Here is a 24,088-nt window from a genome sequence, read left to right as displayed (position 1 = left end):
ATGCATCGCTTCTGGGCCAATCTGCTCGGCAACCAGCTGGTCTGGCTGTGTGCCGTGGCCGGCGCGGGCCGCGGCTGGCAGTGGCCCGCGCTACTGGCCGCTTCGCTCTACGTCGGCAGCCAGCTGTTGACCTCACCGCGCCCCCGGCTGGATCTGCGGCTGTTGATGTTGGCACTGGCCTGCGCATGGCTGGTCGACGCCAGTGCCGCCGCCAGCGGCACGGTGCGCTACGCGGCGGCCCCACTGGGTTGGGCGCCACCGCCGTGGATCATGGCGTTGTGGGCCGCGTTCGCGATGACGCTGACCACGTCGATGCGCTTCCTGCAGCACCACCCGGCCCTGCCGGCCCTGTTCGGCCTGCTGCTGGCACCGCTGGCCTATCTCTCTGCCGCACGCGGTTTCGACGCAGTGCGGTTCGCGGATCCCGCATGGCCAGGACTGCTGGTGCTGGGCGCGGGCTGGAGCATTGCGCTTTCCCTGCTGTGCCGGACCGCCCGTCGCGGCATGCACATCCCGCAGCCGCCCTTCGCAGGAGCGTCGTCATGATCAATCTGATGTGGGTCCTGCTGTACGCCGTGCTGGTGATGTGCTGGGGCTGGGCCTGGCAGCGCCGCCACCACAACATTGGCGTGGTCGATGTGCTCTGGGCAAAGGGCGTGGGTGCCTCGGCACTGCTGTTGGCGCTGCTGGGCGACGGCGCGGTGATGCCACGGATCGCGCTGGGCGTGCTCGGCGGCCTGTGGGGCAGTCGACTCGCCCTGCATCTTTGGCACCGGGTCCGTCACGAAGAAGAGGACGGACGCTACCGCTACCTGCGCCAATACTGGCACGGCCACCAGGGCAAGATCTTCGGCTTCTTCATGGCGCAGGCGTTGCTGATCGTCCTGTTCGCCCTGCCCTTCGTGGCGGTGGCTGCCAATCCTCGGACCGACCTGACCCTGTGGGTGGTGGCCGCAGCGCTGGCCTGGCTGCTGAGCGTCGGCGGCGAAAGCCTGGCCGACCGCCAGCTGGCGCGTTTCCGCGCCGACTCGGCGAACAGGGGCCGCACCTGCCGCGTCGGACTCTGGCGCTATTCCCGCCACCCCAACTACTTCTTCGAGTGGCTGCACTGGTTCACTTATGTCCTGCTCGCGGTCGGCTCGCCACTGTGGTGGCTGGCCTGGGCCGGCCCGCTGCTGATGTACGTGTTCCTGCGCTATCTGAGCGGCATCCCATTCACCGAGAAACAGGCGCTGCGCAGCCGCGGCGACGACTATCGCGCTTACCAGCGCAGTACACCGATGTTCTTTCCCTGGTTTCCCCGTTCTTCCAAGGAGCATTCCGCATGAGCGCGATCCCGTCACTGAACCCAGCCCAAGATGCGGAAACCGGGCTGATCGCCTGGGCCGAACGCGGGCTGGTCCCCGATGCGGCGCTGCGTGCGGGCATCCGCCGCTTGTGCGCGCAGCGCCTGCATGAGGAAAGCGAGGGTGGCATCGAAGGCCAATCGGCACGCTTCAGCCGGCGCATCGCCGAGCTGGCCGACAGCCCGCTCGCGTTGCATACCGACGCAGCCAACCGCCAACACTATGAAGTGCCGGCAGCCTTCTTCCAGGCCTGCCTGGGCAAGCGACTGAAGTACAGCAGCTGCTACTACCCCACCGGGCGCGAAACGCTGGACCAGGCGGAGGACGCCATGCTGGAACTGTACGGCCAGCGCGCCGGACTGGCCGATGGCCAGCAGATTCTTGAGCTGGGCTGCGGCTGGGGCTCATTGACCCTGTGGATGGCCGAACGCTACCCGCAGGCGCATATCACTGCCGTCTCCAACTCGCACAGCCAACGCCAGCACATCATGGCGCAGTGCCAGGCGCGCGGCCTGGACAACGTTGAGGTGCTGACCTGTGACGTCAACCAACTTGATCTGCCGACAGCCCGGTTTGACCGCTGTGTCTCGGTGGAGATGTTCGAGCACGTACGCAACTACGAGCGCCTGCTGGCAGGCATCGCACGATGGCTGAGACCGGATGGCGCGTTGTTCGTGCACATCTTCGCCCATCGCACACTGATGTACCCGTTCGAGACCGAGGGTGGCGACAACTGGATGGGCCGCCACTTCTTCACCGGCGGACTGATGCCGGCCGCCGACACGCTGCTGCATTTCCAGCGCGACCTTCGCCTGGATCAACGCTGGTTGCTGGACGGCACCCACTACCAGCGCACGGCCGACCACTGGCTGGCCAACCAGGATGCCGCCCGCGAGCAGGTGATGCCGGTACTGATCGCCACCTACGGCCACGCTGCGGCGAAGGTCTGGTGGCAGCGCTGGCGGATGTTCTGGATGGCATGCGCCGAGCTGTTCGGCTACGACGACGGCCAGCAGTGGCTGGTCGCCCACTATCTGTTCCGACCCCGCTGAGGTGCCCCATGCGCATGTTCTCGCTGCTTCCGCTGATCGCAGTCGGCCTGTTCGGCTCGGGCTGCTCCTCCAGCGACACCCGGCCGCTTCCGCGTGCGCCGTCGGTGGATGTGCCACGCTTCATGGGCGACTGGTACGTGATCGCCCATATTCCGTCCTGGCCCGAACGCGATGCCTACGATGCGGTGGAAAGTTATGCCTTGAAGCCCGACGGGCGCATCCAGACCACCTTCACCTATCGCAAGGGCAGCTTCGATGCGCCGCAGAAGTCGATGCACCCCATTGGCCGTGTCGAGAAGGAAGGTAATGGCGCGATCTGGGGCATGCAGTTCATCTGGCCGATCCAGGCCGAGTATGTGATCGCCTGGCTGGATGACGACTACCGCCAGACCATCGTGGCACGCAGCAAGCGCGACTATGTCTGGTACATGGCGCGTACGCCGCAGGTGTCGGACAGTGACTACCAGCAGGCGGTGCAACGCATTGCCGCGATGGGCTATGACACCCAGAAGCTGAGACGCGTGCCGCAGTCGGTGCGATGATGCCCCCGCGCCAGAAACCGGCGAATGCAGGCGACACTGCGCGCCAACCTGACGCCGCGCACCCACGATGTCGATGCCTCGTCGAGCGTCCTTAGCATGCTGCACCGGAAGTCAGGCGGACCGGATGGCCTGCACGGGCATGATCGCGGACGCCCTCAATGCAGGTGCAAGCACCGCCACCTGCCCCAGCAGCCACAGCGCCAGCGCACTGATCGGCAGGTACGCCAGTGGAAGCCGTGGCAGTTCGTAGAACCGCATCAGGCCGAGGTTGAATGCATAGGCCAGCAGCGCACCAACGACGACACCCAGGCTCACGACCAGGAAGTTCTCCAGCTGGAAGTAGTGCAGGATGTCGCGGCGGGTTGCGCCCAGTGCACGGCGGATGCCGATCTGTCTGCGCCGCTGCTCTACCCAGTAGCTGGCCAGGCCGACAATGCCCAGCGCGGTGGCTCCCAGCAGCGCGACGATCACGCCCGCCAGCAGCGCCATCATCAACCTGGCGCCATGGAAATAGTCCGCGCGCAGCTCGGCGACGGTACGGCTGGCGGCCTGGTCGAACACCACGTCGGGCGCCACCGCGGCCACCGCCCGCTGTGCGCCGGCCATCACCCGGGGCAGCGCTCCGGGCGCCGCCCGCACCAGGTAGCGCCCCGCCAACTGCGGACCTGGCTTGGCCGGCATCAGCACGGACCAGTCATTCCCCAGCGCCTCCCCTCCACCGGGTTGTGATACGGCCAGGTGCTCGACCACGCCGATAACGGTGAAGCGGCTGTCCATCGACCACAGGCTGCGCCCGACTGCCGGCGCATTGGGCCAGTAGCGCTCCGCCAGCTGCCGCGTTACCAGGATCGGCGCATTGGTGGGCACGTGCTGCCCGATCGGTGCGTACTCGGCGACGTCCGGCAAGCGCCCGGCCAACAGCTTCAGATCCAGCGCCTGGATCGCCGCCGCGTCACCCAGGTAGAAATCGAGGACCCCACCGAAGACCTTGCCGCTCTCATCGGTATGGACGCCCGCGCGGACACCCGGTTCACCGAACGGAACGGCGCTGATGATGCCGACCGACGTTACGCCCGGAATCGCCTGCAGTGCGCCGGTCACCCGGGCAGTGAGATCGGCGGCCTGGGCGGCGTCGAATCCGGAGAGCTGCACGATGCCCAGCGACGACTCGGCGATGCCACTGTCCAGGTTCAGTGCACGCCCCTTCTCCGTGAGCATGAAGATGGCATTGCACAGCACGGCGCAGGCCAGCGCGATCTCCATTGCGATCAACAGGGTGGCCAGCCGGTGCTTGCGCAGCGCTGCGATGATCAGTCCGGTTTGCATGATCGTTTCCTTTACAGCAGCTTGAGCTGCGCCACAGGCTGGATCGAACTGGCGCGATAGGCGGGAATCGCGCCTGCCGCCAGGCTGGCCAACAGGGAAAGGCCAAAGATGGCCATGAACATGGTCAGGTCCAGATGCATCAGGTCCGCGTAGGCAACCGGCTGGGCACGGATCACCCACAGACCCAGCAGGGTCAGCAGCAGCCCGCCCACCCCTCCGGCGACACCGATCAGCCCGGCTTCCAGCATGCATTGCGTGAATACCGCACGCCGACTGGCGCCCAGCGCGCGCCTCAGGCCGATTTCTCCGCCGTGGCGCAGGAAGCGCGCCAGCAGCAGCCCGACAACATTGGCCAGGCAGACCACCAGGAACGCAAAGGACAGCACCGTCTGCACCTTCACGTCGCTTGGCACCACCTGATTGAAGTCCAGCCACTCCATCAACGAACGAAGCCGGGTGTTGTCCGCGTGCCGGATGCGTCCCAGGCGCTGTTGTTCGCCCGCGTAGTTGGAGAGGTAGCGACGATAGCTGGCCACCTTCTCCGGGCTGCCGAGCTCCACCCAGACCGCGACCGCCACGCAGGGCGAGTTCTGCAGTACCCCAGGGGTCTCGGGCATCGCCCAGCAGGTAAAGGACTGGAAGTCGCCCTCGTTGATATCCAGGCTGGTCGACATCGGCAGATAGATGTCATCGGCCGCGGCGTAGAAGCTTGACGTCTCGCCACCCGAGAACCGCCCTCCCCTGATCTTGTAGAACAAGGGAGAGGGCCGCCAGTGATCCAGCACGCCGATGACCTGCACATGGGTGTCCTTGACCCGAAGGGTCTGTCCGACACTGTCGCGGCCCCCGAACAGGCGCTGGTTCAACCGGGCCGAGATGACCGCGACGCGGCCGCGACGCTGGTCATCCTCGGCTGTCCAGGCGCGGCCATACTGAAAGGGCACCTCGAACATGGGGAAGAAGTCTGCCGTGGTCGAGATCGAAGATCCCATCAGCGGCGCCATCCCAGCCAGATCCGAACGGAGCTTCATCGGATTGACCACCACCATGGTCTGGCGGTCCGCCTGGCCGGATGACCAGAGATCGTGCGCGGTCCGATAGTCGAGCACATCGTGGGGTTCGCGCCCTTTCGATCCGGGATCGACATCCACCTGCGGGTAGAAGATCCGATCGCTCCGGCCCGGCAGCGGATCTCCGGAAAGCAGGTGGGTGACGGTCAGCGTGGTCATGCTGGCGCCGATTCCCACGGCAACCGCCAGCACCATCAATGCAGTAATGATCGTATTGCGCCTGGCGTTGTGCAGCGCCAGCTTCAGGTAATAGTCCATCATGGAAGGTGCATCCCCCTGCGTTCGCCATGCTCCATGCAGATACGATGCAGGGGTTGCCAGAAAGGTTTAAACGGATGAGGCGGACGATGAGCGAACGCCCCGACAAGACAGACGCGCAGGCATGGGACGGCCTTGCGATTCGCCCCTTGTACCCCGATGACCTGGATCTGATCTGCGCCCACCGCGAAGCGATGTTCCGCGAGAGTGGTCGCCCCGCGGAGGTGCTGGAGCAGATGGCCGGCCCTTTCCGTGCCTGGCTCGCGCCGCGCCTGGCCTCCGGCGACTATTTCGGGTTTGCCCTCACGGACCAGGGGCGCGCCATCGCGGGCATCGGCCTGATGCTGATCGACTGGCCGCCGCACCCGGCCCACCCCCTGCAGGACAAGCGCGGCTACGTGCTCAACGTCTATGTGGACCCCGGCTATCGGCGCAGGGGCGTCGCCCGCAGGCTGATGCAATTGGCCGATGACGCGTTCGCCGAACGGAAGGTGAGCTACATAATCCTGCATGCCACTGCCCAGGCGACTCCGCTGTATGCCGAGTTGGGCTGGGTGGCAACCAGTGAGATGGCGCGTGCACTGCACAGGAATGGCAACCGTGCATGAGGCGCTCGGCCCGACATGACGCGTCACGCTGACACGCCTCACTTCCATGCAAAAAGCCATCGGCTCGCATGGAACATGCGCCTCACCACGCAAGTACGTTTCTTTGTGAGACAACGCATCCTTGTTTGCCCGCTCATCCAGAAGCAGGGCGCCTACGTGCTGCCCGCGACTCGCTTGCTGCTGGCCTGGCGATCCATCAGTTCAATCAATCGGTGTTAATCGATGGTCACAATCCATCGATTCTTAGGAATAATCGCAAAAAACCTGCAGATTCGATGATCAGCAGGGCGCCAGCGCCAGAATGATCGCCACGCCCCCAGGCGCCGATCACCTCCCCGCGCATGAAAGGACATCCCGCACCGCGCCGACTGCGCCTGGCACTTCTGGACGACCATGAGATCGTTCGTCGTGGCACCGTCCTGCACCTGTCGCAGGACGCCCGCTTCAGGATCATCGCCAGCCATGGGCACAGCGACGCCTTCATCCAGACGCTGCAACAGACGCGGGTGGATGTCGCCGTCATCGATCTGACGCTGGCGCGTGGCGACCGCAGCAGCACAGAGCTGATCCCCCTCCTGCGCGCGGCATTCCCGGAGACGCCGCTGCTTGCCTTCGCCACCCTCTCCCCCTGCACCCGTCTCCACCACCTGCTCATGGCCGGCATCAGTGGCGTCGTCAGCAAAGCCGAGCCCCTTCCCATGCTGTCCGAAGCGATCATTCGTGTTTCACAGGGACTGGAGCGGCTGCCGCCCGACTACTCCATCCCGGCGGACTACACTGAGCTCAGCCGCAACGAGCGTGAAGTACTGGACCTGCTGCTGTCCGGCCTGACCGTCTCCGAGATCGCGCAGCGACGCCATCGCAGCGTCAAGACCATCAGCACGCAGAAAGTCGCGGTGCTGCGCAAGCTTGGGCTGCGCAACGATGCGGAGATCTATGCGCTGCGGCGCCCGCCGGATGCACCATGAGGCCGCCACGTCACTCACAGCCGCACGCCCCCACCCTCCTGCTGCCGGCCCTGCCTCTGCTGCCGGCCGCTTCGGCCGGGGACGCGCAATCGCATCAGTGGGCCGCCGGCCGTGAGGTGCGCGAGGCCACTGCGCCGTCGTTGCGCCCGTTGCCACCGGCACTGGCCGGTTCCGCCCCGCTGCCGACCCGGGCGCATCGTGCCGCTGGCCCCGGTCCATCTGGCCGACAACAAATGCGGGCCGAGCGGCATCGCCGAGGCCATCGAAAAGCACGGCGATGGCATTGCGTGATCGCGCGCGCCGCCTGCAGGGCACGCCGCAGTTCTGCGGTGCAACCGATCAGGTCGGAATCGCGGCCGATCCATGGGAGCTCGGGAACGACGCCGCACCCGACGGGTTGACGTGCGGTGCCTGCTGCAGATACTGCAGCGCTGGCATGGCTCCCGCCGTACGGAAGCCATGCCGCCTGACTGATCAGGCCGCCAGACGCTCGACCTGGCGACGGGTCAGGTCGTTGAAACGGCCCAGCGACATCAGGTGCTGGTGGATCAGCGCCAACCAGCCACTGCGATGCCACTCGATCACAGTCGCTTCCGGCAGCGCGACGAACTTCTCGACGTCGACGACCTGGAAACCATTGAGGTTGAATTCACGACCATCCGGGGTACGCACGGTGGCGTTGCGCTCGACCAGCAGGCCGTTGTCGATCAGGGCCTTGGAGAAGGCCTGGGTCTGCTCGTGCTCACGGGTGAACTGGCCGCAGAACTCCAGCGCCTGCTGCACCATCTCGGTGGCCTTGCCATCAACGAACAGCGGCTGGCCTTCGTCACCGCCCTTGACCACGCGCGAGCTGTCTTCGTCGATGCCCAGCAGGAAGTCGTTGTCCGCACCGGTGTCGATGAAGATGAAGGGGTGGCGACGCAGGTAGGCCGGGATATAGGCCTCGTCTTCCCACAGGCCGTCCTTGATGAACAGGTTCTGGTCGGAAACACCGACGGCGGCCATCGGCACGGCGGTCGGGCCAGCGAACAGGATCGGGAAGTGGTGCAGCGCCAGCGAGAACTCGCCGAGCACCAGCGGAATGGCGTTGTTGCCAGCAGCAAACTCGAGCCTGCCCGGCAGGATGCGCAGATCGGCGTGCACATCGGCCTGCAGCGGCACCGGACGGGTGTAGAACAGGGGGGCGCCGCTCGGCGCCGCTTCGGTGGTGGTGTCGCTGGTGGTGGTCATCTTGGGAACCGTTCGATCATGCGCGCCTGCCATCCCGGGCGCGCCAGCGGGAACAACCTGAATCCCGCATTATCAACAAGCTCGATGACAACGGCCACCCCACCGACGGCCTATTTCAGTTGCAGGGGGTAGCGCTGCCAGAGCACGTGGACCAGGAACCCAGCCAGTTCGGTGTCGCGCGCGCTCACCGCGGCACGGATCTTGTCCAGCAGCACCATGTCGCTGCAGGAGCGCACGTCGGCATGGTTGGCCTGCCCTGCCCGGCGCGCGCGGTAGCGCGCGGCCCGTTGCGCGTCACTCATGGCGTACCCGAACTTGGGCGGACGGCCGCGCTTTCGCGGCAGGGTCAGCTCCAGGGTTCCGGGGTCTTTGTCATCACGCATGAGAAGGGTGCGGGCGGCGGCGAGCAACGGGGGGTGCGCAATTTATCGTGAGGCATCACTTTAATCCAGCCTTTTCTGCGGTTTTGTTGCGATGCAATGCAAAAAATCGCATCCCGAGGGCCGCATCCACGCCATGCATGCACGGCTCCAACTACAAAAAAGGGAGCCCGCGAACGGGCTCCCCTCTCCTTCCTCATGCAGCACGTACCGGCTCATAGCCGTGCAGGTGCGCCTCACTGCTGGCCCGCCCCTGGCTGAGCGAACGCAGCGAGGTGGTGTAACCCACCAACTGCGCCAGTGGCGCGAAACCACTGACCTCGGCACGACCGTCCTGGTCCTCGATGCGGGCGATGCGGCCATGGCGCCGGTTGAGGTCGCCGACCACATCACCCACCGACGCCGACGGCGAATGCACCGTCACCGCCATCACCGGTTCCAGCAAGTGCGTGCCACCTTCAGCCAGCGCGGCCTTGATCGCCTCGGCACCCGCGCGATGGAACGCCATCTCCGAAGAGTCCTTGGCGTGGGTCTGGCCATCGACAAGACTGACCTCGATGCCGACCACCGGATGACCCTGCGGACCTTCCGACAGCGCGGCACGCACGCCCTTCTCCACCGCTGCGATGAAGCTGCGCGGCACCACGCCACCGACGATGCGGTCGTTGAACACCACCTGGTCGTCCTCACGCGGCGCCACATCCAGCACCACGTGCGCGAACTGGCCCTGGCCGCCGGTCTGCTTGACCAGCCGCCCGACTACACCGGACATCGCGCGCAGCGGTGTTTCCTGGTAGGCCACGCGCGGCGCACCTACGCCCACGTCCACCTTCCACTCACTGCGCAGGCGCTCGACCATCACCTCCAGGTGCAGCTCGCCCATGCCCCAGACCAGGGTTTCCGCCGTGTCGCGATCGGTTTCGACGCGGAATGACGGGTCTTCCTGGGCCAGGCTGGCCAGGCCCTGCGCCATCCGGATCAGGTCGGCCGCACGCGCCGGCTCCAACCGCCAGGCCAGCACCGGCGCCTGTGCCTGGATGTTCTCCAGGCGCAACGGCCGCGCACGGCCACTCAGCGTTTCGCCACTGACCGCATCCTTCCAGCCCAGCACCGCCACGATGTCGCCGGCCACGGCCTGTTCGATGTCGTGGGTCTGGTCAGCCTGCACCCGCACCAGGCGACTGACACGCCGCCCTTGTGGATGCTGCGAACTGGCCACGGCGTCGCCCACCTTCAAGGTGCCCGAGTACAGCCGCACGAAGCTCAGCGCGCCATGCTGCTGATGGGTGATCTTGAACAGCAGGCCCGCCAGCGGACCGTCCGGATCCGGCGGCAGCACCACCTCGCCGCTCTCGCTTTCGGCGGTCACGGCAGGGCGATCCAGCGGCGACGGCAGGTAATCGACCACCGCATCCAGCAGTGTCTCGATACCCTTGTCCTTGAAGGCCGCACCGGCGAGTACAGGCACGCCCGCACCGGCCAGCGTCGCCCGTCGGATCGCCGCGCGCAGCTGTTGGGCATCGATCGCGCGACCTTCCAGCCAGGCATCGGCCAGTTGTTCATCGTGATCGGCCACGGCTTCGACCAGCGCATCGCGCTGGGCCTGCCACTGCGCGCGTGCCGCGTCGTCCCACGGGGCCACCGTGGTTGCGGCGCCATCCTGCCACTGCAGCACGCGCTCATCGACCAGGTCGACCCAGCCATTGAAGCCGCTTTCGCTGCCCAACGGCACGCCCAACGCCCACGGCCGCGCCTGCAGTTTGTCCTGCAGCTGCTCCAGCACGCGCTCGAACGAAGCGCCGACGCGGTCCATCTTGTTGACGAAGGCAATCAGCGGCACGCGATGGCGACGCGCCTGGCGCCACACCGTCTCCGACTGCGGCTGCACGCCGTCCACGGCCGAGAATACGGCCACGGCACCGTCGAGCACGCGCAGTGAACGTTCGACTTCGATCGCGAAGTCAATGTGGCCCGGGGTGTCGATCAGGGTCAGCCGATGCGGCGGCAGGTCACGCGGCGCCCACTGCGCCTGCACGGCGGCCGCGCCGATGGTGATGCCGCGCTCGCGTTCGATCGCCGAGAAATCGGTGGTCGCGTTGCCGTCGTGCACTTCACCGACGCGGTGGATTTCGCCGCTTTTCCACAGCAGGCGTTCGGTCAACGTGGTCTTGCCGGCGTCGATGTGGGCAATGATGCCGAGGTTGCGACGGCGGGAAAGGACTTGGGTGTTCATAAAGAGGTTCCTGCAAAGCCAACTTCAGGGGCCGCACACCCCGGTTGGCGACAGGGTGCGCGGCTAGCGTTCGGTCTCGGCGATCTGGTGCATGGCACGTTCTCCTTCGCAGTACTGGGTAGAGTCGAGTAGGTAGCGTCGACTGGGTAGAGTCGACTGTTAGTCGACTCACAAAAAACAAAAACGAAAAGAGCGCCCCGGAGGGCGCTCTGTCGAAGGTCCAGCGATGGCCGTCTCAACGGCCTCGTGGGGCTCCAGGCAGACACGCCCGCTCCGCGCTTGCGCGGGTCAGGGTGAAAAACGTCAGGAGCGGCATCCGGTTCATGGCGCGCATTCTAGACCTGCCAATCTGGCGCGCAAGTGAATATTGCAAACATAAATAGAACGATGAGGCCAACAAAGATCGAGGTCAGATCCCTTTGCCCTTGGCAAAGGGATCTGACCCCTGGCGGCCCTCACTTGCAGCCGTGCAGCTTGCGCGCCTCGGCCACCGTCGCAGCCTGGTCATCCCCCATCGAGATCCAGCCCTGCAGCGACATCGCCGGATCTACATGCGGCTGGCGCGCGCCACCGCGCACCACTACTTCGGTCCAGCTGCCCACCGGCGCCAGTTCCGACAGGCGTGCCGCCTGGTCGTCCTCGGTACTGAACATGTCGTCCGGGCCCGCCGGAGGCGTGGTATTCACGGTTTCCGTCTTGCGGGTCCGGACCCGAAGTGCACCGTCCGGCAGCCGCTGGGTGATCACCTCGTATCGCTCAACACCATACGCCCAGCTGCTTTCGCCAACGCTGCGGGTCTCGCTGCCGTCATCGGCCACGGTCACCACCTCGCCTGCCGGCCCGATGACGCCCGCGACAGCCCCCAGGCCTGACATCAGCGCCTGATAGACGATCATCTGCCGCTGTTCGGAGGTCAACGCACCGTCCTTGAGCTTGGTCGCAGGAATCTTCAGGTACGCCGCCTCCCTGCACAGCACCAGCACCTGCTGGTCGTCCCAGCTCACCGACATTTCCTCGTTGGCGAAGTACTGCGTCTTCATCGACGTCACAGCGGCACCGTCGCTACTGGAATGCCGGGTCTCGATCAGCGAGGCGTTCTCGGCCGCGTCGGTCAGCGAAACCTGAGCGGTCGAAGCCGCATTGGCAGCGCAAGCGGAAGCAATCATTGCGGCGAGCAGCACGCTGCAGGTAACGGTGCGGAACATGGCATCAGTCCATTGAAGAAAACGAAGCAATCATGATACCCGGAGCAACCTGGCGGGCCCTCGCTCAGGTCACCACCACCAGCGGCACCCCGCGCCTTGGGTGCTCCAGCACCACCACGTCCTGCTGGTAGACGCGCTGCAGGTTGTCTTCGGTCAGCACCTGCAACGGCGTGCCGTCGGCCGCCACCCTGCCCTGTTCCAGCAGCACGATGCGGTCGGCATAGCCGGCGGCAAGATTGAGGTCGTGCAGCACCACGATCACGCACGCACCGGCTTCGGCACAGGCGCGCACACTGCGCAGCGTGCGCTCCTGATGGCGCAGATCCAGCGCGGCGGTCGGCTCATCCAGCAGCAGCAACGGCGTGTCCTGCGCCAGCACGCGCGCGAACGTGGTGCGGGCGGACTCGCCACCGGACAGCTGCTGCACCTCGCGCAGGCGCAGCGCCTGCAGTTCGGCGGCATCGATGGCCGCTTCCACCCGGGCTTCGTCCGTGACCGGGTCCGGCGGGTGTGGCAACCGGCCCATCGCCACCACCTCCTCTACGCTGAAGGCGAAACGAACGCCGTGCTCCTGCGGCATTACCGCGCGCTCGCGCGCCAGCGGCCCGGCCTTGTAGCTGGCCAGCGGCTTGCCCAACAGGCTCACCTCGCCCGCATCGGCGCGCAGGTCGCCGGCCGCTACCGCCAGCAAGGTGGACTTGCCTGCGCCGTTCGGGCCAACCAGCGCGGTCACCGTACCCGGCTCGAACGCGAGCGAGATGCCATGCAGGATCTCGCGCTGCTGGCGGCGCACCACCACCTCATGCAGCTTCAACAGCACGCTCATGGCGCCGCCTTGCGGCGCTGCTGCAGCACCAACCAGAGGAAGAACGGCGCACCCAGTGCGGCCGAGAACAGGCCCAGCGGAATCTCCGCGGGCGGATCGAGCGTGCGTGCCGCGGTGTCGGCCACCACGATCAGCAGCGCACCGAGCAGGCCGGACAACGGCAGCAACCAGCGATGACCGGGGCCGACCAGCAGGCGTGCCACGTGCGGCACCACCAGGCCAACGAAGCTGATCGAACCGGCAAATGCCACCGCCGCACCCACCAGCAGCGCACTGAACGCCACCAGTCGGCGACGCGTGCGGGTGACATCCAGCCCGAGGTGCTGTGCCTGGCGTTCGCCCAGCGCCAGCATGTCCAGCGGCGTAGCCAGCCGCTGCAACGCGAACACGCCGATGGCAAACAGGGGCACCACCGCCGCCACATCGGCCCAGTTGGCACGCGCCAGCGAGCCCATCTGCCAGAACACCAGCGACTGCAGTTCGCTTTCGCTGGCGATGTAGGTGAGGAAACCGATCAGCGCCGAGCAGAACGCGGCCATCGCGATGCCGACCAGCAGCAGCGTGGCATTGCCACTGCCTTTCCCGGGCCGCGCCAGCGCGTAGGTCAGGCCGATCGCCAGCGCACCGCCGACGAACGCGGCCACAGGCACCAGCCAGCCGGCTGCGCCCGCAGCGCCGAGAACAATGGCTGCCACTGCCCCCAGCGCAGCACCCTGGCTGACACCGACGATGCCGGGATCGGCCAGCGGGTTACCGAACAGGCCCTGCAGGCTGGCACCGGCCATCGCCAGCGACGCACCCACCATCGCACCCAGCAAGGCACGCGGAATACGCAGCTGCCAGACCACGGCGAGGTCGCGGCTGCTGACCGCCTGCGGATCGAGCAGGCCCAGCTTCACAGCCAACGCCTGCATCACCTCCAGCGGCGGCAGCCGCAACGGGCCCACAGCGAACGAGGCCAGCACCGCACCCAGCAGTGCCAGCAACGCCACCAGCAACATCGTCCGCCCGCGACGGCGGCGCCGATCCGCCGGACTCATGCCTTCGGCAACGCCGCCAGGGCCTTGGCCAGCGCCAGCGCGCCAGCACCGGAACCGACACTGGTGTACTTCAGCTGCACGTCCGGCATCACCCAGACCCGATTGGCCTGCCCAGCCGGGGTCTGCTTCAGCGTCGGGTACGCCTTCCACAGGCCCTCGGCACCGCCGAACAGCTGCAGGTCATGCTCGGTCACCAGGATCACCTCCGGTGCTGCGGCGACCACGCCTTCATTGCTCAGCTGCGAGTAGTTCTTCACCCCCGCCTCGGTGCCGATGTTGACACCGCCAGCCAACGCGATCAGCTGCGCCGAGGCGCTGTCGGCACCGGCAACCGTCGGTGAGCCACCGGCGCCGGTGGCCGACACATGGATCAGTCGTGGCGCATGGCCCAGGCCCTTGCCAATCGCTGCAGCCTCGTCGAGCTGGCGCTGCACCTGCGTGGCCAGTGTTTGCCCTGCCTCGGCCAGCCCTAGTGCCGCGGCGACCTTGCGCACCTTGTCCGGGGCCGGCTGCAGGTCATCGATGACCACCGCCGGCTCGCCCACTTCGCGCAGCTTCTTGGCCAGTTCGATATGGCGGCGCAGGCTGTTGCCGAGGAACAGCGAGCCCTGCAGGCTCAGCACGCCCTCCACGCCAGTGGTTCGGTTGAACAGGAACTGGTGCGGCGCGGCCAGGCCAGCCTGGGTGGTGGTGTTGGTCGGCGCGGCAAAGACCTGCTTGCCCAGCCCCAGTGCTTCGATCACCGCGATGACGTCGTCGCCACCGGCGATGATGCGACTGGTATCGGCCACTTCAATTTCAGCGCCATCGTCGGAATGCACCTTGGCCGGCAGCACCGCCTTCTGGCCTCGCACGGCCGGCATTTCGGCACCTGCCACGCGCTGCCAGCCTGCCGGCAGCGCGGTTTCCGCAGCGGCCGCCGTTGCTGCGGGCGCCTCGGCAGGCGTATTGGCATCAGAGGGAGCCGACGAGCCGCCACAGGCAGCCAGCGCCAGCGAAACAGCCAACGGAAGCGCACACAGGCGCAGACGGGACGCAATGTTCATGCACATTCTCCTTGCTGGCAGGGCGACACGCACGCCGCCCTGCCCTGTGATTTACTGCTTCGGGGTGATGCGGGTGATGCGGTCACCCTTCGGGTCTTCAGCGCCGCGCGACTTGTTCACCGCGAACACGTTGCCCTTGCCATCGGCGCGGACGTGGTTCGGCAGCGTGCCGCCATCAAGATTGGCGACCACCTTGCCGTCACCGTTCACCACGGTGACCGTGCCAGCGCCACGGTTGCTGACATAGGCCAGGCCGGAGGCATCATCGAAGGCGACGTTCAGCGCGCCGGCGCCGACCGGCACATCGTGCAGCACCTTGCCGGCGGCCACATCAACGATCAGCAGGTTGTCGGTGCCCTGCGAGGCCACGTACAGACGGTTGCGCGCGGCGTCGAAGGCCACGCCCGAGGCACTGATCGAATTGCCCAGATCGATGACCTTCTCGACCTTGCCGCTGGCCACATCGATCACTGCCGCCTCCGGGGTGCCGATGCTGACGGTGAACAGCTTGCCGCCCTTCTCGTCCAGCACCAGGCTCATCGGGGTGAACTTGCCGTCGTCCACGCCGGATTCCAGCGTCACCTGCGGCAGTTCCTTGAAGGTCTTCGCATCGAACACCGACAGGTGGTCCTCGCCGGTGGCAGAAGCGAACACCTTGCCGCGCGTGCCGTCGACCACCACGTCACGCGCATGCGGCACGGCATCGACCGGGAACTGATGAACCAGCGACAGGTCCTTCTGGCGATAGACCGCAATCGAATTCTGGCGCGTGTTGGTGACCCAGACGTTGCCGTTGGTGTCATCCACGCCGACGCCGTAAACCGCGTACACCGCACCATTGGTGCTGCCGGGCACCTGCGCCGGGGTGATCGCCTTGGTCACCTTCAGCGACTTCGGGTCCAGCTTCAGCAGCTGCGATCGGGTCACCGGCGGGCGGCCCACGGCCGAGGTCACGAACACCGCGTTGCTGGCGGCGCTGTAGGCAGACTGGTACAGGCCCGGCACCAGCTTGTTGGACTGCGTGGCGAACTGCGCCTGGCCGGACAGCGGCAGCTGCGGCGAGACGCGCAGCTTCAGCACGGTGGCTGCAGCCGGCTGGCTGGCGCGTACCACCACCGGGTGGGTACCCGGCACCGCGTCGGCCGGAATGCTCAACTGGGTCTTGAAGTTGCCATCCGCGTCGACCACCAGCGGCTGCGCGTTGAGCACGCTGTCGCCACGCAGCAGGCTGACCTTCTGGCCCGGCACGAAACCGCGGCCGACCACGTCGGCAGTGCTGCCGGGAACCACGTTCTCACCGCGTGAGACAACTTCACCCTTGAAGGTGGCGTTGGCCGGCTGATCGAACACCGGCTGCGCGGTGGCGGTTACCGCCAGCAACAGGCCGGCGGCGAGGGAGGTGAGACGGAAAGACGGACGGAACGACATGGAAGGCTCCTTGCACACGTAGACCGCGCCACGCGACGCGGGATTCATCGGTTGCCTGGGCCGCTGCACGCCGGCAGCCTCGCCTGGGTAGTGGGGTCGCACGGCATCGCGTGCGAAGGGATTCACTCGGCGGCGTTGTCACCACCCGTGGCGGCACCGTCACCGGCGCTGCGGTCGGTCACGCCGTACAGTTCATGCAGCGCCGCGTGGAACGAGGCCGGCAGCATCGGGCCGTGTCCCAGCCCCGGGAACTCGCGGTACTGCACGCTCAGGCCCGGCACCTTGGCCAGCCGCTCGGACAACTGCATCGCCGCATCCGGCGTGGCACCACCGATGCGGCGCAGGTGCGCGACCACCCGTGGGTTGCTCAGGTCGCGCTTGCCACGGTCGCCAACACGCTCGGCGCCACCCAGCATCAGCCAGAGCTTTGCCGGCTGGCCATGCACGTTCTGCACGAACTGCTGTTCCGGATCACCCAGCGCCGCGCCCTGGCTCCACCACAGCGACGGGCTGGCCGCCAGGTAGGACTGGAAGGCGGCGGGACGGGTGTACAGCGCATTGAGCACGAACAACCCACCCAGCGAGTGGCCCCACAGCGCTTGCTGCTGCGTATCGATGCGTGCGCGACGCTCGACTTCCGGCTTGATGCGGCGTTCGATCACATCCAGGAAGGCCGCAGCACCACCGCCGACCGCCTGGGTCGTACCGCTCTCATCGTCGGCGCGGTCGATCCACGCGGTGTAGTCGCGGGTGCGCGCCTTGGAATCGATGCGCAGGTCATTGTCGTAGCCGATCAGCACCAGCACCGGCGGTGCCTTGCGCGCGGCCAGTTCGGCCAGCAGCGGCTGATCCAGCACCATGGCCACGGCATTGCCATCCAGCGCGTACAGCACCGGCAATGGCGCCTTGCCGGCCTTGGCCGGGATCGCCAGGTTCACCCGCCAACGGCGTTGCTGGTCGGGACTGTCCACCACGAAATGCTCGAAGCGATAGCTGGCCGCGGGCTCGTCGAGCACGGTGTGGCCGATCTTCTGCAGCGGATTGCGCTGCTGTGCATGGGCGTACGGGGTGGCCAGGAGCAGACCCATCATCAAGGCGGCCACGCCGCAGGCCAGCGGACCACGGCGCAAAGGCGGGACGAAATGCTTCATCAGCGGCGGCAGAAGCGGCCCAGGGCCGCCGGTTCACAGGGGACCGCAGTCTACCTTAAACGCGAATGATTATCACAACGATCGAACGTCACGCTGTGTATCACGCGCGCGACGACCGGTTGCGCTGGGCACGGCATTTCCCCTATTTTGCCGGCCACCGGGGCATTGGATCGCCCCGCTTACAGCGCGTCCACGGAAGGCGGGCAGTCTGCCGTCGGTCCGGTCGCGTTCATCCGCGCCATGACCGCCATGGGATTGGATCCCATGATTGTGAGAACCCGTGAAGCACACCGCACTGATTGCCCTTACCCTCGGCCTGCTCGCCCCGCTGGCCGCACAGGCCGCGCAGGACCTGCCAACGCTCTACCAGGCCTATGAAGAGGCCGGCAACTCGACACTGAGCATGGAAGAACTCAACCAGACGGTGACTTTCAGTGCTGTGGCGCTGGGCGTCTCCAGCAACCTGGCGGGCGAACCGCTCATTGAGGCCGGCGACGACCAGGGCAATGTCCTGGCCCGGCTGACCACTGACGATGCGCAGCAGGCCGCCAAGCTCAGCGCGCTGGAAGAAGGCGCCGTGTTCACCGCCAGCTGCACGCTGCAGTTCAGCTCGGGCACGGACTACCTGTCCTTCGGCGATTGCGCCATCAAGTAAAGACGAAGCCGGCGAAACGCCGGCTTCTTTTCTTTGCCTCTATTGCGTCGAGCCATGCTCGACGCATGCAAGATCACGGCCCCGAAGGCACCGGACCATACACGTTCTCCTGCGGCGTGCCCGGCAGCAGCGAGAAGATCATGATCACAATGCCACCGCCCGGCACCAGCGCCAGCAGGAACAGCCAGCCCGACTGGTTGCAGTCATGCAGGCGGCGTACGGTCACAGCGATCAGCGGCACGATCGTGGCCAGCCACATCACACACAGCAGTACCACCATGCCGATCAGGATGGCGGCCAGTGCATCGGGGCTATTGCGCAGCAGGATCGCCAGCACGCCAGCCAGCAGCATCACCGCGGTTGCGACCAGGAACAGGAACAGCTGGTACATCCAGTACTCGCGGCGGTTGGCACGGCCCTCGAACTGGGCGTAGCGCTTCAACGGCAGAATCATTTCCTGCACGGCATCGATCCTTGAAAAGAGAAGCCGCGCAGTCTGCCAAACACGTCCCGAACAGGCAACGGCCCGGCGCCGTCGTGCAGTGCCTCAACGCTGCCAGGGCTCGAAGATGACGGTCACGCTGCCCTGGTAGTGCGTGCCGGGGTGGCGCAACAGCTCGGCGGTGGCCTCGGCATCGGTCTCCACCCGCAACCGTGCATGCGGGGACAGCTGCGCCCCGATCGACCGATCAGGCTCGACCACCAGCGGCGGCCCTGACGAGGCCTCGGCAGGGATACGCGCGTAGTGTACCGGCCCACCCTCATACCGGGCGTAGCCGGCCAGGTTCACGCTCAGGTCGATGGGCACCGGTGCCGGCCCGGCGCCCGCCGGCGCGATCGCGCAGCGCTCGCCGGCATACAGCCCGCAGCGCAGCCTGATCGACAACGGCGCCGTGCTGCCAAAGCGTAGCGGCACCTCCTGCAACAGGCGCTGGGGCGCCGGATTGGCACGCCAGCCGCCCTGCGGGGCCAGGGTGACCTGCGCGGAGGCGGCGCCATCGCCGAAGCTGACCACCACCTGGTTGACGACCTCGACTTCAAATTCCACCTCGAGTGTCGTCGCGCCGTCCGCGCCCACGTCGATATCACCGGTACGGCCGACCTGGATGCGCCGCGTGCCGCGATAGATGCCGTTGCCCACGCCAGCCAATCCAGGCGCAGTCATGCGGAACGTCAACGCGGTCAGCTCGACGCTTGCATCGATCTCATCTCCCGGCACGACGTTATCCCAGTCGCCGCCGATGCCGGTGATCGGCTGCGGAAGGCAGAGCGCCGGCCCCGTTGCGCTGGCAAGCACATACAGATTGCTCCAGCTGCGCGGCCCGGCGTGACCGAAGCTTCCCACATCGGAAGTACGGCATCCCCCACTGTCGCTCGCACGGGCACGCGGATTGCGCCCCTCCGCCACCTGGTACCTCACCGCGGCGCCGATCAGCTCGACCTCAATCCTGAACCACTCGCCGTTCTCGCGGGTCAGGTATACGCCCTGGGGACCGGTATCCAGCTCGATGTGCGGGCGAGAGCTGAGCACGGTACTGCCCGCCACCAGGGTCTGCCGGCCGATCACCACGCCCGGGCTCTGGTAGTTGGGACCGGCCGCAAACGAACGCGTCGCCATGCCCATCGCCCGGCAGGCCTCCGGCGTGGCCCCCACGTCTCCGCCTCTTCCGCCACACGGCCCGTTGTGATTGGCGGGGTTCATCTCGGTCCACTGCACGCGCGGACGGCCCTCGCCCAGTTTCGGCGCAAAGCGGCCGGCAATGGTTTCGCTGGCGGTGGCACTACCGGCCAACAGCAGCAGCGCCCACAGCGGCAACCACGCCCACCGCGGGAGACGGCAGGCCGGTGTGCAGCTCCATACGCTGCGCCCCTTCCGACCGCACCCGCATCGGCCCGTGCAACCCGGCAACGGCATGAAGACTTCCAGCAAACAGACAAGGATGTCTTATCCCACGCCGGGTCCACGCTGCCCATGCAACAAGTACGAAAATGCGGGCTACCTGCCCTTTGCCGCCCGCGCCGCCTCGCGCTCGGCACGCAACCGGTCCAGCTTGTCCTTCAGCTTGATTTCCAGCCCACGCGGCACCGGGTTGTAGTACACGCGCTCGCCCATCGCATCCGGGAAGCCGGTCTGGTCCAGTGCGATGCCGCCTTCGGCATCATGGTCGTACTGGTACTCGGCGCCATAGCCCAGCTCCTTCATCAGCTTGGTCGGCGCGTTGCGCAGGTGCAGCGGCACTTCTTCGGTGCCGCGCTCGCGCACGTCGGCCTTGGCCTGGTTGAAGGCCGCATAGCCGGCATTCGACTTGGCCGTGCTGGCCAGATAGAGCACCAGCTGGGCGAAGGCCAGTTCGCCCTCCGGGCTGCCCAGCCGCTCGTAGATGTCCCAGGCCTCCAGCGCCATGCTCTGCGCGCGTGGATCGGCCAGGCCGATGTCCTCGATGGCCATGCGGGTCAGCCGCCGTGCCAGATAGGACGGATCGCAGCCACCATCGAGCATGCGGGTCAGCCAGTACAGCGCCGCATCGGGGTTGGAGCTGCGCACGGACTTGTGCAGCGCCGAGATCTGGTCGTAGAACTGCTCGCCGCCCTTGTCGAAGCGACGGGTGCGGTCGGCCAGCACCTGGGTCAGGGTCTGCGGGGTGATACGCCCCCCCTCCCCGCCCGCCAGCTCGGCGGCGATCTCCAACAGGGTCAGCGCACGGCGCACGTCGCCGTCGGCGGCGGTAGCGATTTCCAGCAGCAGCTCGGGGGCGACCTCGATGCCCTCTTCGCCCAGGCCGCGCTCGCGGTCGCCCAGTGCGCGCTGCAGCGCCTCGACGATGTCGGTCGGCGAAACGCCTTCCAGCACATGCACGCGGCAACGCGACAGCAGCGCCGAGTTCAGCTCGAACGACGGATTCTCGGTGGTGGCACCGACGAACAGGATCGTGCCGCGCTCGATGTGCGGCAGGAAGGCGTCCTGCTGCGCCTTGTTGAAGCGATGCACCTCATCCACGAACAGCACGGTGCGCCGGCCCTCCGCGAAGCGTTGCGCGGCTTCGGCCAGCACCTGGCGCACCTCCGGCAGCCCGGACAGCACGGCAGAGATGGCACGGAATTCCGCATCGGCGTACTCGGCCAGCAGCAGCGCCAGCGTGGTCTTGCCGCAGCCCGGCGGCCCCCACAGGATCATTGAATGCACGCGACCGGATTCAACCGCGCGACGCAGCGCGCTGTCCGGCGCCAGCAGGCGCTTCTGCCCAACCATTTCGTCGAGAGTGCGCGGCCGCATGCGCTCGGCCAGCGGGCGCAGGTGTTCCCGATCGACGCTCAGCAGATCGGGACCAGGGAAGGAAGTTGAACGATGTCTTGCCACCCGGCCATTGTACCGCGCCGCCCAACGGTAGCGCCGGGCCGTGCCCGGCGGCGGGACGCGATGTCTGGTAGTGCCGGCCGCTGGCCGGCAGCCCCTCAATGTGTCGGAAATGAGCCGAAGCCGCCGCAGCCAATCCACCGGTAAGCCACTGATTAACATAGAGCGCTCTTTCCCGGGGTCCGTGCGTCCTCATCAGTAACCGAGAATTTGGAACTCAACCCTTCAGGACCCAAGCGTGCGAGATCCCGAATCCAATGTCCTTGAGTTCATTGCTGGCTGCGCGGTCGATGCGGACATCTACTATCTGGCTGCCGCCCTAGGCCCTGGGCATGAATACTACGACCCGGATCCCGGCCCACCCACCCGCATGTTCGTCTTTGGCCGCACCCCCAAAGAGGAGTGGTTCTACCATGACCTGCCGGACTTCCAGGTGATGTCCACAGAGTTTGTCCCAGAGGAAGAAGGCGGTCGCCCCCGTCGTGTGCTTGCCCTTGATTTCTATGGGCAGCTGGAAGATTACTCCCGTGCTGGGGCCACGATCGAGTACGTCTCGGCGGAAGGCGCCGACTTCCCCGGAGGTCTTACCCGTTTGCGACTGCTGGGCGACGCCCTTTTCTGCGCGGGCCCAAGAGGACAGATCTATCATCGGGGCGACGGCGGATGGCGGCAGCTTCCAACCCAATTCGCGACTGCCTTCTGCGAGGAGGACGAAGACGAGTCGGATCTGGATGACTTCGACAGTTGGCTCGACGATTTCGGCCACCTGCTCGAACTGGGCGATGCTCCCGCACTTCCTCGAGATCCGATGGAACGCGACGCAGAGCTTCGCCGGAGATTCGCCGATTGGCGCGCCCACATGACCCATGTCCGGGAGGATGAGCGATTCAACCAGCTACTCGCTGAGTTCCGCGTGGGCAGCGTGAACGACCTCTGCGGAACGGGCTTTGCTGACCTCTACGCAATCGGCTCCCAAGGCTTGATTGCGCACTGGGATGGCTCGAGCTGGACCGTGCCCGAACAAGTCACTACTGCCGAGCTGCTTCATGCTTGCAGGACCGACCAGGGCCGCCTCGTCCTTGTAGGCATGGACGGCACCATCGTTACGGGCGACATCTCCACTGGATTCGAGTGCCTCCAACACGAGGTCGGCGAAGGCATCAACTTCAACTCTGTGTGCCAGTACAAGCAACAGGTTTACATCGGCTCTGAGAATGGCGGCCTCTACGTCTACAGTCTAGAAACCGGCGTAGTTGAACCGTTGCTGGAAGGCATCCCCGAAGAACTGAGAGATGCAACGATTGTTGATATCAGTTCCGTCGGTAGCGTGCTGTGGGTGCTGACGCCCTGGGACCTGGTTCGATTTGATGGCACCGCGTGGCAGGTGATCGTTCACCCGGACAACGGATGAGCTGGCCGAGCGCTTGCCAACCAAGGTTGGCACCCACCAGAGCGGGTCAGGTCGGATTGCGGCAGCGCCGAACCCTGCCCGACGGATCAGGCCGCAAGGGTCGGTAGTGCCGGCCGCTGGCCGGCAGATCAAAACATGTCAACCAAGGTTGACACCCACCAAGGCGGTCCCGGTTGGCACCCACCAGAGCAGGCAGGGCCAGGCCATGCCCGGCAGATCAGGCCACAGGATCGGTAGTGCCGGCCGCTGGCCGGCAGATCAAAGGCATGTCAACCAAGGTTGACACCCACCAAGGCGTTTCCGCCCAGAGATCAATTACCGATAACGTCGGTGCCCTTGGGCGGCGTAAAGCTGAAGGTGCCGGCGGCGAAGCCCGGGTTGCGCTTCCAGCCGCTGAAGCTGATCACGGTGCGTTGGCCGACCGCGTCGGTGATTTCCATCTTGGCCAAGCCCTGGGCGTTGAAGCCCAACGCGGCGTACTGGAAGCTGGCTTCGGTCTCGCGCTTCGGCGAAAGCGACAGCCACTGCAGGCCGTCGCGCTGTGCGGCCTCTTCACTGACGTCGTACTGCTGCTCCAGCAGCGCCGGGTTGATCAGTGCGGTCAGCGGGCTGTTCTGTTCTTCCTTGCCCTGCTCGCGCACGGTGGCCTGCTCCAGGTCCGGCTCGTACATCCAGACCTTCCTGCCGTCAGCCACGATCAACTGCTCGTGCGGGCGCACGTATTCCCAACGGAACAGGCGCGGCGCCGACAGCGCCACACGGCCGCTGGTCGATTCCTTCACCTTGCCGCGGCTGTCGAACACCTGCTGGCTGAACTGTCCGTCCAGGCCCTTCAGGCCACTGGTGAAAGTCTTCAGGTCATCGCGGGCGCCAGCCCAGGCGCTGCCGGCGGCGGCGCAGGCCACGGCCAGGGTGGTGGTGGCAAGGAAACGACGGAAGCGGAAGTTCATGCGGGAAT

23 protein-coding genes are annotated in these 24,088 nt (G+C 66.4%); 8 read left to right on the top strand and 15 right to left on the bottom strand.

What is annotated here, in order from left to right:
- Genes AC5P9P_RS11930 through AC5P9P_RS11915 form a run of 4 tightly spaced genes read left to right on the top strand, consistent with a single transcriptional unit; the run spans position 1 to position 2,940 of the window.
- Entirely contained in the window at positions 1-546 is a 546-nt protein-coding gene (locus tag AC5P9P_RS11930) for a DUF2878 domain-containing protein (protein ID WP_049452874.1), read from the top strand.
- A complete protein-coding gene (locus tag AC5P9P_RS11925) occupies positions 543-1,328 on the top strand; it encodes a DUF1295 domain-containing protein (protein WP_353949548.1) in 786 nt (261 codons plus the stop codon). The genes AC5P9P_RS11930 and AC5P9P_RS11925 overlap by 4 nt, the downstream gene beginning before the upstream one ends.
- The gene (locus AC5P9P_RS11920; protein ID WP_111172822.1) at positions 1,325-2,398 is read left to right on the top strand and encodes an SAM-dependent methyltransferase; all 1,074 of its coding nucleotides are present in this window, start codon (positions 1,325-1,327) and stop codon (positions 2,396-2,398) included. Before AC5P9P_RS11925 ends, AC5P9P_RS11920 begins: the two co-directional genes overlap by 4 nt.
- A gap of 8 nt (positions 2,399-2,406) precedes the next feature.
- Positions 2,407-2,940, top strand: a complete 534-nt coding sequence (locus AC5P9P_RS11915; protein ID WP_111108586.1) for a lipocalin family protein — start codon at positions 2,407-2,409, stop codon at positions 2,938-2,940.
- 111 nt (positions 2,941-3,051) lie between these two features.
- Here AC5P9P_RS11915 and AC5P9P_RS11910 read toward each other — a convergent pair whose 3' ends face one another.
- Positions 3,052-4,266, bottom strand: a complete 1,215-nt coding sequence (locus tag AC5P9P_RS11910) for an ABC transporter permease (protein WP_495232794.1) — start codon at positions 4,264-4,266, stop codon at positions 3,052-3,054.
- A gap of 11 nt (positions 4,267-4,277) precedes the next feature.
- A complete protein-coding gene (locus tag AC5P9P_RS11905; protein ID WP_495232793.1) occupies positions 4,278-5,597 on the bottom strand; it encodes an ABC transporter permease in 1,320 nt (439 codons plus the stop codon).
- Positions 5,598-5,683: 86 nt separating this feature from the next.
- Between AC5P9P_RS11905 and AC5P9P_RS11900 the strand changes: the two genes are divergently transcribed.
- Both AC5P9P_RS11900 and AC5P9P_RS11895 read left to right on the top strand, forming a co-directional pair.
- The gene (locus AC5P9P_RS11900; protein ID WP_049430565.1) at positions 5,684-6,202 is read left to right on the top strand and encodes a GNAT family N-acetyltransferase; all 519 of its coding nucleotides are present in this window, start codon (positions 5,684-5,686) and stop codon (positions 6,200-6,202) included.
- A 341-nt stretch (positions 6,203-6,543) separates the two neighbouring features.
- A complete protein-coding gene (locus AC5P9P_RS11895) occupies positions 6,544-7,170 on the top strand; it encodes a response regulator transcription factor (RefSeq protein ID WP_049452886.1) in 627 nt (208 codons plus the stop codon).
- A gap of 474 nt (positions 7,171-7,644) precedes the next feature.
- Here AC5P9P_RS11895 and AC5P9P_RS11890 read toward each other — a convergent pair whose 3' ends face one another.
- The 9 genes from AC5P9P_RS11890 to AC5P9P_RS11850 all read right to left on the bottom strand — a co-directional run bounded on the left by AC5P9P_RS11890 (position 7,645) and on the right by AC5P9P_RS11850 (position 17,709).
- Positions 7,645-8,400 (bottom strand): SapC family protein, encoded by a 756-nt coding sequence (locus AC5P9P_RS11890; protein ID WP_033834972.1) that lies wholly within the window; start codon positions 8,398-8,400, stop codon positions 7,645-7,647.
- A 110-nt stretch (positions 8,401-8,510) separates the two neighbouring features.
- Positions 8,511-8,783 carry a hypothetical protein gene (locus AC5P9P_RS11885; RefSeq protein ID WP_005409616.1) on the bottom strand — a complete coding sequence of 91 codons (273 nt, stop codon included), beginning with the start codon at positions 8,781-8,783 and terminating at the stop codon, positions 8,511-8,513.
- Positions 8,784-8,976: 193 nt separating this feature from the next.
- Complete coding sequence (fusA, locus tag AC5P9P_RS11880) at positions 8,977-11,013, bottom strand: elongation factor G (protein ID WP_495232792.1); 2,037 nt, start codon at positions 11,011-11,013, stop codon at positions 8,977-8,979.
- A gap of 455 nt (positions 11,014-11,468) precedes the next feature.
- Entirely contained in the window at positions 11,469-12,218 is a 750-nt protein-coding gene (locus AC5P9P_RS11875; protein ID WP_495232791.1) for a hypothetical protein, read from the bottom strand.
- Between the two features lie 64 nt (positions 12,219-12,282).
- A complete protein-coding gene (locus AC5P9P_RS11870) occupies positions 12,283-13,044 on the bottom strand; it encodes a heme ABC transporter ATP-binding protein (protein WP_087803521.1) in 762 nt (253 codons plus the stop codon).
- A complete protein-coding gene (locus tag AC5P9P_RS11865) occupies positions 13,041-14,084 on the bottom strand; it encodes a FecCD family ABC transporter permease (protein WP_012480148.1) in 1,044 nt (347 codons plus the stop codon). The genes AC5P9P_RS11870 and AC5P9P_RS11865 overlap by 4 nt, the downstream gene beginning before the upstream one ends.
- Entirely contained in the window at positions 14,081-15,130 is a 1,050-nt protein-coding gene (locus AC5P9P_RS11860; RefSeq protein ID WP_495232790.1) for a heme/hemin ABC transporter substrate-binding protein, read from the bottom strand. The genes AC5P9P_RS11865 and AC5P9P_RS11860 overlap by 4 nt, the downstream gene beginning before the upstream one ends.
- Positions 15,131-15,181: 51 nt before the next feature.
- Positions 15,182-16,558: a YncE family protein gene (locus AC5P9P_RS11855; protein ID WP_164133382.1), complete on the bottom strand. Its 1,377-nt coding sequence runs from the start codon at positions 16,556-16,558 to the stop codon at positions 15,182-15,184.
- Positions 16,559-16,680: 122 nt separating this feature from the next.
- Positions 16,681-17,709: an alpha/beta hydrolase gene (locus AC5P9P_RS11850; protein WP_049402993.1), complete on the bottom strand. Its 1,029-nt coding sequence runs from the start codon at positions 17,707-17,709 to the stop codon at positions 16,681-16,683.
- 280 nt (positions 17,710-17,989) lie between these two features.
- On the opposite strand from AC5P9P_RS11850, the gene AC5P9P_RS11845 reads away from it, so the two are divergent.
- Positions 17,990-18,364 carry a hypothetical protein gene (locus AC5P9P_RS11845; RefSeq protein WP_033834965.1) on the top strand — a complete coding sequence of 125 codons (375 nt, stop codon included), beginning with the start codon at positions 17,990-17,992 and terminating at the stop codon, positions 18,362-18,364.
- 73 nt (positions 18,365-18,437) lie between these two features.
- Here AC5P9P_RS11845 and AC5P9P_RS11840 read toward each other — a convergent pair whose 3' ends face one another.
- The 3 genes from AC5P9P_RS11840 to AC5P9P_RS11830 all read right to left on the bottom strand — a co-directional run bounded on the left by AC5P9P_RS11840 (position 18,438) and on the right by AC5P9P_RS11830 (position 21,638).
- Positions 18,438-18,827, bottom strand: a complete 390-nt coding sequence (locus AC5P9P_RS11840) for a DUF805 domain-containing protein (RefSeq protein WP_049452898.1) — start codon at positions 18,825-18,827, stop codon at positions 18,438-18,440.
- 84 nt (positions 18,828-18,911) lie between these two features.
- Positions 18,912-20,180, bottom strand: a complete 1,269-nt coding sequence (locus AC5P9P_RS11835) for a hypothetical protein (RefSeq protein ID WP_495232789.1) — start codon at positions 20,178-20,180, stop codon at positions 18,912-18,914.
- 180 nt (positions 20,181-20,360) lie between these two features.
- Positions 20,361-21,638 (bottom strand): replication-associated recombination protein A, encoded by a 1,278-nt coding sequence (locus AC5P9P_RS11830; RefSeq protein ID WP_258391696.1) that lies wholly within the window; start codon positions 21,636-21,638, stop codon positions 20,361-20,363.
- Positions 21,639-21,957: 319 nt separating this feature from the next.
- Here AC5P9P_RS11830 and AC5P9P_RS11825 point away from each other — a divergent pair, with 319 nt between their 5' ends.
- Positions 21,958-23,130 (top strand): hypothetical protein, encoded by a 1,173-nt coding sequence (locus AC5P9P_RS11825; protein ID WP_495232788.1) that lies wholly within the window; start codon positions 21,958-21,960, stop codon positions 23,128-23,130.
- A 311-nt stretch (positions 23,131-23,441) separates the two neighbouring features.
- Here the strand turns inward: AC5P9P_RS11825 and lolA are convergent, their stop codons facing one another.
- Positions 23,442-24,080, bottom strand: a complete 639-nt coding sequence (gene lolA / locus AC5P9P_RS11820) for an outer membrane lipoprotein periplasmic chaperone LolA (RefSeq protein ID WP_024958744.1) — start codon at positions 24,078-24,080, stop codon at positions 23,442-23,444.
- Positions 24,081-24,088 lie beyond the last annotated feature (8 nt).

The organism is Stenotrophomonas sp. YJH_SMC_14-1 (assembly GCF_059372275.1).
The sequence above is the reverse complement of the archived record's forward strand: the minus strand, read 5'-3'. Positions and strand labels throughout refer to the sequence as shown.

Excerpts from the sequence above, each read along its gene's own strand:
- AC5P9P_RS11850 (WP_049402993.1), bottom strand. The coding sequence starts at position 17,709 with ATGAAGCATTTCGTCCCGCCTTTGCGCCGTGGTCCGCTGGCCTGCGGC.
- AC5P9P_RS11900 (WP_049430565.1), top strand. The coding sequence starts at position 5,684 with ATGAGCGAACGCCCCGACAAGACAGACGCGCAGGCATGGGACGGCCTT.
- AC5P9P_RS11860 (WP_495232790.1), bottom strand. The coding sequence starts at position 15,130 with ATGAACATTGCGTCCCGTCTGCGCCTGTGTGCGCTTCCGTTGGCTGTT.
- AC5P9P_RS11870 (WP_087803521.1), bottom strand. The coding sequence starts at position 13,044 with ATGAGCGTGCTGTTGAAGCTGCATGAGGTGGTGGTGCGCCGCCAGCAG.
- AC5P9P_RS11925 (WP_353949548.1), top strand. The coding sequence starts at position 543 with ATGATCAATCTGATGTGGGTCCTGCTGTACGCCGTGCTGGTGATGTGC.
- AC5P9P_RS11930 (WP_049452874.1), top strand. The coding sequence starts at position 1 with ATGCATCGCTTCTGGGCCAATCTGCTCGGCAACCAGCTGGTCTGGCTG.
- AC5P9P_RS11910 (WP_495232794.1), bottom strand. The coding sequence starts at position 4,266 with ATGCAAACCGGACTGATCATCGCAGCGCTGCGCAAGCACCGGCTGGCC.
- AC5P9P_RS11885 (WP_005409616.1), bottom strand. The coding sequence starts at position 8,783 with ATGCGTGATGACAAAGACCCCGGAACCCTGGAGCTGACCCTGCCGCGA.
- fusA (WP_495232792.1), bottom strand. The coding sequence starts at position 11,013 with ATGAACACCCAAGTCCTTTCCCGCCGTCGCAACCTCGGCATCATTGCC.
- AC5P9P_RS11890 (WP_033834972.1), bottom strand. The coding sequence starts at position 8,400 with ATGACCACCACCAGCGACACCACCACCGAAGCGGCGCCGAGCGGCGCC.
- AC5P9P_RS11905 (WP_495232793.1), bottom strand. The coding sequence starts at position 5,597 with ATGATGGACTATTACCTGAAGCTGGCGCTGCACAACGCCAGGCGCAAT.
- AC5P9P_RS11895 (WP_049452886.1), top strand. The coding sequence starts at position 6,544 with ATGAAAGGACATCCCGCACCGCGCCGACTGCGCCTGGCACTTCTGGAC.
- lolA (WP_024958744.1), bottom strand. The coding sequence starts at position 24,080 with ATGAACTTCCGCTTCCGTCGTTTCCTTGCCACCACCACCCTGGCCGTG.
- AC5P9P_RS11830 (WP_258391696.1), bottom strand. The coding sequence starts at position 21,638 with ATGCGGCCGCGCACTCTCGACGAAATGGTTGGGCAGAAGCGCCTGCTG.
- AC5P9P_RS11855 (WP_164133382.1), bottom strand. The coding sequence starts at position 16,558 with ATGTCGTTCCGTCCGTCTTTCCGTCTCACCTCCCTCGCCGCCGGCCTG.
- AC5P9P_RS11920 (WP_111172822.1), top strand. The coding sequence starts at position 1,325 with ATGAGCGCGATCCCGTCACTGAACCCAGCCCAAGATGCGGAAACCGGG.
- AC5P9P_RS11875 (WP_495232791.1), bottom strand. The coding sequence starts at position 12,218 with ATGTTCCGCACCGTTACCTGCAGCGTGCTGCTCGCCGCAATGATTGCT.
- AC5P9P_RS11865 (WP_012480148.1), bottom strand. The coding sequence starts at position 14,084 with ATGAGTCCGGCGGATCGGCGCCGCCGTCGCGGGCGGACGATGTTGCTG.
- AC5P9P_RS11915 (WP_111108586.1), top strand. The coding sequence starts at position 2,407 with ATGCGCATGTTCTCGCTGCTTCCGCTGATCGCAGTCGGCCTGTTCGGC.